The 12,805-nt window shown below is 70.5% G+C and carries 5 protein-coding genes; all 5 read left to right on the top strand.

The annotated features are described in order from the left end of the window. The first annotated feature begins 6 nt into the window (after positions 1 to 6). Genes AB0N89_RS18905 through AB0N89_RS18925 form a run of 5 tightly spaced genes read left to right on the top strand, consistent with a single transcriptional unit; the run spans position 7 to position 12,774 of the window. On the top strand, positions 7 to 7,404 hold the full coding sequence (locus AB0N89_RS18905) for a toxin glutamine deamidase domain-containing protein (RefSeq protein ID WP_364205998.1): 7,398 nt from the start codon (positions 7 to 9) through the stop codon (positions 7,402 to 7,404). Beyond that, the gene (locus tag AB0N89_RS18910; protein ID WP_364205978.1) at positions 7,401 to 7,868 is read left to right on the top strand and encodes a hypothetical protein; all 468 of its coding nucleotides are present in this window, start codon (positions 7,401 to 7,403) and stop codon (positions 7,866 to 7,868) included. The genes AB0N89_RS18905 and AB0N89_RS18910 overlap by 4 nt, the downstream gene beginning before the upstream one ends. A 37-nt stretch (positions 7,869 to 7,905) precedes the next feature. Continuing rightward, positions 7,906 to 9,375 carry a TNT domain-containing protein gene (locus AB0N89_RS18915; protein WP_364205980.1) on the top strand — a complete coding sequence of 490 codons (1,470 nt, stop codon included), beginning with the start codon at positions 7,906 to 7,908 and terminating at the stop codon, positions 9,373 to 9,375. Then, a complete protein-coding gene (locus AB0N89_RS18920) occupies positions 9,376 to 11,622 on the top strand; it encodes an ADP-ribosylglycohydrolase family protein (protein WP_364205981.1) in 2,247 nt (748 codons plus the stop codon). A 15-nt stretch (positions 11,623 to 11,637) separates the two neighbouring features. Next, on the top strand, positions 11,638 to 12,774 hold the full coding sequence (locus AB0N89_RS18925) for a YrhB domain-containing protein (RefSeq protein WP_364205983.1): 1,137 nt from the start codon (positions 11,638 to 11,640) through the stop codon (positions 12,772 to 12,774). The last annotated feature ends 31 nt before the right edge of the window (positions 12,775 to 12,805 follow it).

Here is a 12,805-nt window from a genome sequence, read left to right on the forward strand (position 1 = left end):
GTGGGTATGGAGATGCCCGACGCGGTCAAGTGGCTCTTGCCGATCGTCGTGGGGGAAAGCTGGCCGGAAGGCGACGAGGACAAGCTCCGCGAACTGCGCGACGCCTGGCACAACGCGTCGAAGGCGATCCAGCCGATCGCCGACACCGCGACCAAGGGCGCCACCGAGGTCCTCGGCGGCTGGAGCGGTCAGGGCGCGGAGAAGTTCGCCGAGGCCTGGAGGAAGTTCGTCGAGGGCGACGAGGCGTACTTCAAGTCGCTCGCCGATTCTTCGAAGGCGCTCGGGGACTCGTGCAACGCGACCGCGCTGGACGTCGAGTACACGAAGTACATGATCATCATCTCGCTGGTGATCCTGGCCGCGCAGATCGTCGCGATGATAGCGGCCGCCGCGGTGACGTTCGGCGGTTCGACGGCCGGGATCGCGCCGGCGCAGATCGCCACCCGCATGACCGTCCAGATGATCTTCCGCCAGCTGATGCAGAAGCTCGCGCAGGAAGGCTTCAAGAAGGTCGCGAAGGAACTCCTCGAGAAGCTTCTCAAGGAGGGCCTGAAGAAGATCGGCAAGGAAGTCCTGCAGAACACGGCGATGAACCTCGCCATGGACGCGGGCATCCAGGGCCTCCAGATGGCCAAGGGCGACCGCGACAGCTGGGATTTCAGTAAGACCAAGGATTCCGCGATCAGCGGCGCCGTCGACGGGGTCGTCGGCGCGGGCAGCAGCAGTATCGGGAAGGGCGCCACCAAGGGGCTTTCCGACAGCGTGGGCGGCCAGATCGTCGACAGCGCGGCGCGGGGTGCCGTGCGCGGCGCGGCCGAAGGCGTCGCCAGCACGGTCGGACAGGCCGCCGTCACCGGTGACCTGGACAAGCTTTCGGCCAAGGACGTCCTGATGGGCGCGTCCGGCGGGGCCGTCGGCGGCGGGGTCGACGGGGCGAAGAGCCAGATCGGCGACATCCGCACCGCGAACACGCCGAGCGCCACGCCGGACGTCGACGGTCCCTCGACGCCGGACGTGGACTCAGGGGATTCCGGGACGCCTTCGCGCACACCGGACACGTCGTCGAGCTCTACGGACACGTCGTCGAATCGCGATTCGTCATCCAGTGGCGATTCCTCCGCCGGTGATTCCTCCGGCGGCGATTCGCCCTCGAGGCACGATTCGTCATCCAGTGGCGAGTCTTCAACCGGTGACAGCTCCGGGGGCGACTCGTCTTCACGGTCCACTTCGGACGGTGACGCGCCCTCGGCTCGCGATTCGTCATCCAGTGGCGATTCCTCGCCGCGTTCGGACGGTGGGAACCAAGCGCCTCAGCAGGCTTCGCAGCAACATCACACACCGGTTTCCGAGGACGGCTCGCAGCGGGCAGCGGACAGCGACCGGGTCAGCCAGTCGTCGACGCAGGCTCCGGAACGTCCGGCGGACGCCCCGGCGAACACCGGTGACGGTCAGCGCGCGCCGCAGACCCACCACAACGCTCCGGCGGCGGCCGCTGACAACGGCGCCGGTTCCGGTCAGCAGCAGGCCGCCGCGAACCAGCAGCAGGCACCGGCACAGACACCCGCGGCGGCGAGTCAGCCGCAGGCGCTCTCGGCGAGCCCTGCCCAGGTACCGGCGGCGAGTCCGTCGCCGGGTCCCGCCGCTGGTCCGTCGCAGTCCGGCGGGATGCCGCCTGCCGCTTCGTCCGGTGCGCCTTCCTCGACAGGTGGCGCGCCCGCTTCGTCGAGCTCCGGCGGCTACGGCATGGCGTCGAACCCGGGTTCGAGCACGCCGGGATCTTCGGGTGGTTACGGCATGGCGCCCGGGGGAAACGGTCCCACTCCCGGTGGTTTCCCCCCGCCCGGCCACGACCCGTCGCGGCCCGTCCGGCCGAACGACAGCGTCCAGGCCGCCGGTCTGGCCGGGAACGGCGGACCCCAGCAGCCGCGCTTCGACCAGCAGCCCGGCCCGATGCCTTTCCAGGGCCAGCCGATGCAGCAAGGCCCGCAGGGCGGTTTCGCGCCACCGCCACCGCCGCCGCCCGGTGGTGGTGGCGGACCGATGCCGCCTCGGGGATCGCAGGGTCAGCCGGGTCCGATGGGCCCGCGTCCGACCGGACCGCAGCCGCCGCCTCCGCCGCGGCACCCTGGCCAGGGCGGACCTCCGCAGGACCGTGGACCGCGACAGCGCCCCCAGCAACCGCCGCAGGGCCCGCCGCCGCAAGGTCCGCCGCGGCCTCAGCAGGGGCCGCCTCAGGGTTACCAAGGAAGGCCGGGACAGGGTCCCGGCCCGAACGGTGGCGTCCCGCCGCGTCCGCAGACGCCTCCGCCGCCCGGGCAGCACCCCGGTCAGCGCGGTCCGGCGGGCTATCCGCCGCCTCCGCCGCGGCCACCGCATCCGGGCAACGGCCCGTTTCCCGTGCCGCCACCGCCTCCGCCAGGACACCACCCGGGTCAGCCGGGGCAGCCAGGACGTCCGGGTCCGCAGCCCGGCCGTCCGATGCCGCCCGGCGACGGGCCGCCGCGGTTCGGTGGCCAGCAGCCGCCGCGGCCGCCGCAGGTCCCGGCGCCGCGTCCCGGCCAGGACGGGCACGCGGGTCCGCAGGAACGCACACCCCAGGACCGGACGCAGCAACCGCAGCGGCCGCCGCAGCAGCCCGCCCCGGCGCGTCCGGCGGAGCCCGCGCCTCAGCGGACGCCCGAGGACCACGGCGGGAACCTGCCCAAGGACACGGACGCTCCCAAGGTCAACGAGACCCCGAAGGACACCGACGTCCCCAGGGACACGGACACCGGCACCCACCACGAGACCGAGGCGCCCCAGGACGTCACACCCGACGACAGGACGGCCGACGACCTCGGCTCGACGATCGACGAGCCGTACCTGACGGATCCGGACTTCCACACCGACGACCCCGCGGCCTACCGCGCGCTCGCCGAAACACAGATCGACAAGCGTGGTTTCGACGAGAACACCGGGGAGGCCCGGAGCGAGCAGGTCCGTCGCGAAGGCCTCGCCAAGCGCGACGCGCACGGAGACCAGCGCGTCAAGGACATGTCGGATCAGGGCGCGTACGCGGTGCACAGCTACACGCGGACCGACATGGCCGAGCGGATCACCCACGCGCAGCGTCACGGTGGCGCCGAGCTGGACGCGCTCCGGCCGCACATCGAGGCGATCACCTCCGGTCTCAACGAGATGCCCGCGTACGAAGGCCTCGTCTCGCGGCGGGTGAACTTCAACGGCAACGAGAGCGCGATCCGGGGTTTCCTCGAGGCGCACGCCAAGGGGCAGGTCATCGTCGACCCGCAGATGCTGAGCGCGTCGCGGGTCACCGCCGACCATCCGCGCAGCACCTTCCCCGGCGAAGTCGAGATGCGCGTCCAGTCGAAGACCGGACGCCACATCGAAGACCTCGCTTCCAAGCCGGAAGAGCGCGAAGTGCTGATGAAGTCGGCGACGCAGCTGCGCGTCACCGACGTCAAGATGGGTCCGGGGCATCCCGATCACCCCGAGTACCAGGCACGGGTCAAGGACGGCACGGCGAGCGGCCAGCCGAAGTGGGTCGTCGAATGCGAGGAGGTCGTCGCAGGGGACGACGGTCACCTGAGCCCGGACGAGGTCAACCAGAAGGTCGCCGAGCGGCGCGAGTACAACAACGCCGAGCAGGACCGGCTGGACCGGGAAGCGGCCGAAAGCGACGCCCAGCTGCGCCGCGATCACCCGGAACTGTTCCAGAACAAGGGTCTCGCCGACTTCGACACCAAGATCTCCGACGGCAAGGGCGGCTGGATCGACGCCGCCGACCTCCCGGAGCGGGAGGCCCCCAAGCCGCCGAAGGAGCACGCACCCGACGGCGGCTGGTCCGAGCTGGCGAAGCCGCTCGACGAGGGCGGGACGCCGGTCATCCACGCCGGTTCGACCGAGACCCCGCATCAGCAGGTCCGGCTGGTCATGGACGAGCTCCCGGCGATCGGCGAGGCCAACACGCGCAACTACTACGCGCCCGAGTCGTGGAAGGACGGCTACCAGACCAACTCGGCCGAGGCGCTGGTCGCGTTCGAGAACCGGATGGACGGTCACGACGCCGTCGCCGGGCCCTCGACCGGCGGTTCGCCGCTGCAGCACGTCAGCGATCGGCTGGGCGGGCAGTGGTCGGATCGGAACGGCTTCGGCGACGTCGCCCGTGAGCTGGGCGAACGCCCGGTCGGCGCGCGGACCGCGGTGGCGTTCGAGCATCACGCCGCCGCCGATCCGAACGCGCCGGAGGGCTCACCGCGGTCCAAGGACCGGATCGAGACGCGGATCGTCGCCGCGGTGAACACGCCGCACGGCGTGGTCTTCGCCGATCCGATGACCGGGCGGCTCGCGACGCTGCCCGACCACCCGACGTCGATCAAGGCGATGCCGATGGGCGGCGGCGACGCTCCGCACGCCCACACCCCGGAAGCGCCGGAAGCACCGCAGCGGACGCACTCCGAAACACAGGCAGAGACCCGCGCCGAGGCGCCGCCCCAGTCGACGGCCGACCGGCTGCGCGGCGACGACGAACCGCCACCGGTGGACCACCCCGCCGAGCACGAGGCGCCCAAGACCGAACTCGACATCAGCGAGCGGCTCAAGGGCACCGAAGAGGCACCCGCGCGGCACGACGAGAGCTACGTCGACGACGAGAACTTCCGTGGTTCGCCCGAGGATCACAAGAGTCTCCGTGACCGCTACGACAGCGCCGACCTCGCCGAGCAGGCCCGCGAAAAGGCGCTGAGGCGACTCGAAGCCAGCCCGCTGAAGGACCGCGTCTCGCCCGAAGCGGCCGAAGCGATCTACTCGTACTCGCGCGAACACGCGTACACGATCAACGAGGCGAACCGTCTCGGCGAAGCGCACCCCGGCTTCGAGAACGCCCAGCGCAGCACCCGGGCGATCGTCGGCGCGCTGAACGAGCTGCCGGACTTCCACGGCGAAGCCATCCGCGGCATCGACACCAAGGGCGACCTGCGCGCGGCCGAGATCATGGCCGCGCACTACGAACCCGGCCAGACCGTCCCCGAACCGACGATGACCAGCGCGACCATCAAGACGTCGCCGGACACGAAGTCGAAGTTCGGCCAAGACGTCGAGATCCACATCGTCTCGAAGACGGGCAAGGACGTTTCGTCGCTCGCCGAGAACCCGGGCGAGAACGAGTCCATCACCAAGCCGAAGACCCAGCTTTACGTCCACAGCAAGGAGTTCAAGACTCCGCCGCTGGTCGACCGGCCGAAGTGGGTCATCCACGCGGAAGAGGTCACCCCCGGCGACCCGCGCTACCTCGACCCCGAGACCGCCAAGCAGAAGATGGACGAGCGGCGGGCCCGGCACGCCGCGGAGGCGCCCGAACTCGCCCGCCTCGCCCAGGAACGGTCGATGGCGCGCCTCGGCGGCTTCGACGAGCCGCAAACCCCGCCCATCACCACGGAGAACCCGGCGGACCACGGGGTCGCGGACGCCGACAAGGGCCCTGAATACGGCGAACAGCCCGCTCAGGACCACTCCGCCACCGACGACACGGCGGAGTCACCGGTCCCCGAACGGGACTTTTCGTCGCTGGCGGTCGCGACGAACCCGCCGAGCGAACCGGCGATCCACGCCGGTTCGGCGAGCCCCGAGCAGCAGGCCGCGTACCTCGCCGACCGGCACCCCGGGCTCGGCGAGGTCAACCCGCACTTCAACGACCCCGACGCGCTGGCCAACGGCTACCGGTCCAACTGCACCCGGACCCCGGGCGCGTACATGGACCGGATGAACGGCATCGATTCGACGGCCGATCCGCTGCTCATGCACGAAATGGACAGCCGGGGCACGCTGGAACACGTCGAGGAGCGGTTCGGCGGGCGGTTCTCCGACCGCGCCGACTACGACACCGTCATCCGCGAGATGCGGGACATGCCGACCGATCACCACGCGGTCGTGGCGGTGAAGTACCTCGACGAGAACGGCGTCGAACGCGGCCACGTCGCCATGGTCGCGAACACGCGGGACGGCGTCGCGTTCATCGATCCGCAGTCGGGCGCGCTGATGAACCTGCCGCAGCCGCCGCTGGGCATGAAGCTGATGCACGTCGGCGTCCCGGAAGGCCCCGGCGCTCAGCACACCGACGGGCACACGACGCAGACGGAAGCCGCCGCGACGAGGCCCGTCGACCCGCGGATCGCGTTCGCGCGGCCGGATCAGCCGGCGGTGGACCCGCGCATCGCCTTCGCCAGGGAAGACACGCCCGACGTGCAGCCGTCGCGGATCGGCCCGGACGGCCGTCCGATCGTGACGCCCCCGCGCGACGCGGGCTACGGCATGGCGCACGATGAGCCGCCGCACCACGGTGACCGGGCCGAGGCCGAACGGTTCCTGGACGATCCCGAGGTCGCGGCCGCGGTCGACGGACTGGACCCGGACCTCAAACGGGCCGTTCACGAGGACGAAAACGGCGTCAAGCACGACGTCGGGCCGATGCGGGACTACATCCGCGAGCACCTGCCGTCGCATCCGGAACTCGTCCGGCTGATGGAGCATCCGGACAACGCGTACCTGCGGGCCTCGCTGCTGAACAACCCGATGACCATCGGCAGCCTGCTGCTGCACCCGGAAGCCATCCCGATCCTCGAAGACGCCTTGCGCGACGTCGAGGAACGCGGCCACCAGATGATCGACGACGTCCACCAGGAAGGCCCCGGCGACACTCCGCTCACCCAGGAGCAGCGGGACCTCGCGAACGAGGCGGCGAACATCGCCGCCGACGTGGCACCCGGCGATCAGTTCCACGCCGGATTCGATCGCGCGGACACGGGCGATCCCGCGAAGATCCAAGAGTTCCTGGACGCCGAACGGCAGGCGTGGCCGCGGAACCAGGGCGACCTCAACCGGATCGCCGAACGGATCGCGGCGGAGAACAACGGTGACTCGTCGGGCCGCCCCGGCCCGAAGGACGACGACCGCGCGAAGGCGAAGATCGCCGGCTACGACGGCGACGCGTCGAAACTCACCGACCTGGTGGGCGTGAAGATCCAGTTCGACACGCTGGCCGACGTCTACAACGCGCTGAACGCGGTGATGGCCGATCCGGATCTCGAGATCGTCAGCTTCGACGACCGGTTCGCGAATCCGCAGGACAGCGGGTACCGCGATCTGCAGATGAACGTCCGGCTGCCGAACGGGCACGTGGCCGAACTGCGGCTGCACCTGAGGCATATCGACACCGTCTCGGCCTACGAACACGCCCTTTACGAGGTCCGCCGCGACTTCCCGACCTACAACCGGACACTGGACGGGGACAACAAGAAGAAGTTGTCCCCGGAACAGGCACTCCTGGAAGCCGCCTTGATGGACCGGGTCCGGGAGAAGTTCATGGCCGGTCTCCGCAAGGGCCTGCCGCCTGAGGAGAACACGTGATCCAGACCCCGTCCTTCTACACCTACTTCGGGAAGACCTACCGCGTCGAGTCGACGCCCGACGGGGGCCTGACGGGTTTCCTCCTCAACCCGCGCACCGGCGAGTTCGACGAAAAGCCGGAGCACGTGCGCGAGGTCATGCGGGCGATGGCCAGTTCGGACATCAGCAAGGTGCCCGAGGAGAAGTTCGTCCAGGAGACCGAGCGTGCCCGTGCTTACGAACTCAAAGGTGCCGGGGCGGTCTTCGCGCTCTACGAGACCATCGACGGTCTGTACGAGCAGGCCAGGCGCGAAAACCGCCGCCTGGCACCGCAGGAATCGGCCTTGATCCAGTCGCTGCGCAAGCGCACCTTCAAGATGTGGGAGGACGAATTGGCCCGCCGCGCCGCCGGTGAGCCGCCGTCGTTCCGGGCGGAGCCGCGCTTCCCCGAATACAGACCACCGGAGGAAGGAGCCTCGGAATGAGCCTGCCCAGCCGGCCGAACCGGGCGCGATGATTCACGTGGAACAACTGACCTCCGAACAACAGCGCGGGCTGCTGGTCCAGATCGGCAGGCTCATCCTGGCGGGTATCACGGACCCCGCCCACGCCGCGGCCGCCGATTTCCGGCAGGCCGGGGAACACACCGAACTCGAGGGCCACAACCTCACGCCCGCCCCCGAGCTGAGCGAGCTCTTCGGCAGGCTTCGCACCGGTATGTACGCCATCGGCCGGGGCACCTGGTTGCAGTCGCGGTTCACGCTCAAACCCGACGGCACCTTCGATTTCGACTTCACCCTCGACGACGAGCCGGCGTGGACCGAGGCACCGGCGGCTTCGGCGTACCCGGACGAGCTGGCCGCGTTCCCGCGCGAGGACGAGCACGTCCCGGACTGGTGGCGGCTGCGCGCGCAGCTGCCGTTGCGCGTCGAGTTCCGGCACGCGCGGATCGTCGACTCCTACACCGAGGGCGAACCCCCGGTGGTGGACAGACCGGAGCTCGACGAGTCCGAAGCGCCGCTGGTCGCGCAGTACCTGGAACGTGAACCGGCGATCCTCTCCGGCAGCGGTCTCGGCAAGGACATCTTCGAGCCGGAAGCCGACGGGGACGTCCCGGAGAGCTATCACACCGACGGCACCTGGATCTGGCACGCGTCCGTGCCGCACTACCTGCGGAAATACGGGATCCCGCCGGAGCCGGAGCTGGTCGGGCACATCCGGGGCCAGCGGTTCCAGCCGCCGTACGTCGAACATCTCGTGCGGCGGACCGCCGAGGCGGATCTGCTCGGCAAGCCCAGACCGAAGCCGGGCCGCTCCGACGTCAAGAAAACCGAAGGCGACATCGCCGCGGAGCTGGAGACGTCGCCGAATCCGGCGTTGACCGACGAAGAGCTCCTGGTCGTGCTGGTCAGCAGGCTCGGCGAGCACGCCGTCTGGCCGGAGGCGTACCGCATCGGGGACCGCTCGGACGGCGCCTGGTGCCTCAACTTCACCGAGAAGGGCTGGGAGGTCGCGGCCTACTCCGACGGCGCCCCGGTGTCGCCGAAGTACTTCGGCCGGCTCGAAGACGCGGCGCATCAGCTCCTCGGCGCCGTGCTGCTGCATCCGGCGAGGATGACCGCCGGACACGAGACACCGCTGGAGACCGCTAAGGAACTCGCCGACTGGCCGGTGCACGCCGCACCGGGTGAGCCTCCCCTCACCTTGCTCCGCAACAAGCGCGTCAGCCGGATGGTCGCCGGTACGGTCGTACTGCGGTTCGGCGAGGAAACCGGCAATCTGGTTCACCACGGAGGGGTACGGTTCGCCACGACGTCCCTGCCGCTGGAACGGGAGCGTGTCGGTGGGACCTACCGGCTGCGACGCCCGCTCCACGTGATCATCGGTGTCACCGTCCCCTGGGCGAACATGCCCGGCGGGGCGGTGGCCTACGTGCTCCCGAGGACCATCGCCGAGCACGTGTCCGACGGCAGCCTGGAGAGGATCGAGTAGGTGGAATCGGCGGAAGCGGTAGCCAAGGTCGAAGAGTGGCTGCGCGCGGTCCACGGTCCGGACGTGTCCGAACCGGGCGGCGCCGGCCTGCGCGTCGACCACGAAAAGGTCCTGCGTATCCCCGAGGGCTGGTCGGTCCCCTACAACACGATCGCCTTCCTCGACGAGGGGCTCTCCGAGAAGGAGATCTTCCCGCCGCCGTCGGTGATCGTCCGCGAACCGGACGGCGAACTGCGCCAGGCGCATCCGCAGCCCGGCGGGCTCAGCGTTCCGGTCGCGTTCCCCGGACAGGAGGCGTGGCGCGAGGTCGTCGACCCCGAGTACGCGAAGTCCGGGCTCGGTGACCTCGGGGTCCCGCCGCCGGTCGTCGCGGGCTGGGTCAAGGTCAACGCGGAAGGCGTGCAGACCGGGGAAGAGCGGGAGAACCCCGAGTACCGGGCCGGTCCCGTCCGCCGGGGCTATCCGAAGCCGGAGAACAAGCTCGAAACGCTGCTGTCGTTCGCCAGCGTCGGCTGGCTGACCAGAGAGCAACTGCTCATCGGGCTGCTGCGCTGCGAGGTCTACGTCCCACTGGACCTGGCGTCGGGCAAGACCGAGCGGTTCTACTTCAACGAGGAACGCGCCGAGCTGAGGGTGTTCAGCTCGACCAGGAACCTGCCGTCCCGCGAACACGGGTACTGGAAGGTCGACATCGCCACCCTGGCAGGCTACGAGAGCCCGCCGAACCTCGTGATCAACGGCGGGCCCGCGACGTTCGAGGACGTCGGCGGCGCCGAACTCGCCGAGACCGCCCAGCGGTTCCCGCGCCGGGAAGCGCCGGTCGACGTCAACGAACGCTGCCCGGAAGCGGATCCGGAGCTGGAGGCGCTCGCCGCCGACACCGCCGCGAAGATGGGCCTGCCCGAACCGGTGAAGCCGCCGCTGGCCGCCGCCGAACGGGCCCGCCGCCGCGGTTTCGAACTGACCGCCGAGGAGTGCCAGAAGACCGTCCTCGGCCAATCGTGGCTGGCCCGGCTCAGGCGGCCGGAACCGCCGCGCGGCCGTCCGAACGACCTGCGGGCGAACGGGCTGGTGCCGGGCTACGACAACGAAGGACAGATCGAGCCGCGCCTGGACACCTTCGGCAAGTACTTCGACCGGGACCGCTCCAGCTCGCGCTACGGCTGGCAGCGCGTCACGGGCGCCTTCGTGGGCTTCGCGCTCGGCGAGGCGCTCGGGGCGGCCGTCGACCGGATGCGGCTCGACGAGATCCACAACACCTACGGCCCGGACGGCGTCACCGACCTGCCGGTCGCGTTCGATCTGCCCGGCCGGATCGGGCCGCTCACCCAGCGGTTGCTGTTCTACACCGAGGCCGTGATCCGCAGCCCGCATCGCGAGCAGCCGGAGAACCGCGAGGCCGAGCAGGCGCTCGGGACGGTCGCCCGCAACTCGCTGATGCGCTGGCTGCACACCCAGGGCGCGCCGCTGGACAACGCGGACGGCTGGCTGGTGAAGGTGCCGGAGCTCCGCGTCCGCCGCACTCCCGACGACGCCGAACTCAACGCCTACCACGCACTGGCGACGATCTCGCCGACCGCGATGCCGATGAGCGGACCGGACGCGCTGGTCGCGGCGCTGCCGGCGGCGATGACCTCGGCGGGACCGGGGAGCGCGATGAGCGGCGGCGTCCGCCAGGCGGTGCGCGACCTCGTCTCGGTCACCCATCCCGGCGAGATCGACGTCGAAGCGGCGACCTATCTGACCTGGCTGTTCGAGCCCGCGCTGACGTCGGAGGCGTTCAGCTACCCGGTCTGGAACATCTCCCGGGAGATCTTCGACGAGCAGAACCCGCACCAGCGGGGTCCGGTCTGGGCGGATCTCAAGGCGATGGTCGCGGAGTCGGTGCCGTTCTTCGGCAAACACGGTCTGCCGGATCTGCGCGTCCCGGAGCTGATCGGCGACGGCAAGGGCACACTTTCGGTGCTGGGCCGCGCGTTCGCGGCGCTGTCCGGCTTCGAGAACTACCCGGAGCAGGCCCTGCTGCGGGCGGTCAACCACTCGGGCCGCAGCGCGATCACGGGTGCCATCGCCGGTGCCCTGCTCGGCGCCCGCACCGGCATCCCCGGTCTGCCGCAGAAGTGGGTCGAGCAGCTGGAACTGCGCTACCTGGTGGAGAACATCGCTACGGACGCGTTCTGGCACTTCGACCGCCACTCGGCGCTGCACGAGGTCGACGGCTGGGCCCAGCGGTATCCGCGCTGGTGATCTGAAATGGGGACGATGAACGAAGAGGAAGCCGTCAGCCGCGTCGAAGAGTGGCTGACGGACAGGGGCGGGGAGGGGACCGGCGCGCTGCGGGTCCGCCGCGAATACGTCGTGCGCGCGACCGACGGCTGGAACGTCACCTACAACACCGTCGGCTGGCTCGACGGGACCGATCCCGCCGCCGGCCTGTTTCCCAGCCCGGTCGCCTTCGTCCCGGACGACGGCGGCGAGATCCGGCTCGACCTGGAGCTGATGGCGGTTTCGGCGGCGGGTGGCGAGGAGGACGACGCCTTCACCCGCTGGACCGAGGTCGTCGATCCCGAGTTCGATCCCGCCGTGGCGCCCGGACTGCCCGTGCCGAAGGCGGCGATCCTGCGCTGGGAGCAGTACACCCTGTACGGCGAGCCGACCGGCGCCGTCCGCGCGAACCCGGATCACCGGCCCGGGCCGCGGTTCTCCGGCCGCCCGGCGCCGGAAAGCCCGGCCGAAGCACTTCTCGGCTACCTCCGCGTCGAGTGGATCACGCCGGAGGAGTTCGTCCACTGGATGCTGGACCTCGATGTCCTGGCCCCGGCGAAGGACGGTCACCTGCAGGTCCGCGACTTCGGCGACGCGGGCGTGCGGTTCGTCGTCTACACCTCCGAGGCGCAGGTCCCGGCCGAGTACACGCTGTGGCAGCGGGTCCAGCCCCGCGTGCTCCTGCGGCGGGCCAAGGACAACCCCGGCGTCGGCCTGCTGGTCAACCCCGGCCGCCCGGAGACCTTCACCGTCTACCCGGAGACGCTGCGGCAGGTCGCCGACCTCGACCTTCCCGCGGGCACCGACCGCCCGGAGTCCGTCGGGCGCCCCGCGTACTTCGGCGGGGAGTACGACGGCGCCGCCGTCGCGAACCTGCGAAGCCTGGTCGACCAGGCAAGGGACAACGGCTACCCCCTCAGCGCCGACGAACTCGCCCGCTACACGCGGGCCGCGACGCTGTCGTTCGAGCGCTCCCGCGCGAAGTACGACGGCCGCCCGCTGCCGGAGCTGCCCGAAGACCTCTTCGCGGCCGGCCTGGTGACGCACTTCTACGACGACGGCGAGCCGCGCCCGAGCGCCTGGACGTTCGGGAAGTTCTACAACCCGACGCGCCGCGACGGTCACCGCGGGTGATCAGGTCTACCGGGGCCAGGTGCTCGGAACG

The sequence above is a fragment of the Amycolatopsis sp. NPDC089917 genome (assembly GCF_040684635.1).
Lineage (GTDB): Bacteria > Actinomycetota > Actinomycetes > Mycobacteriales > Pseudonocardiaceae > Amycolatopsis.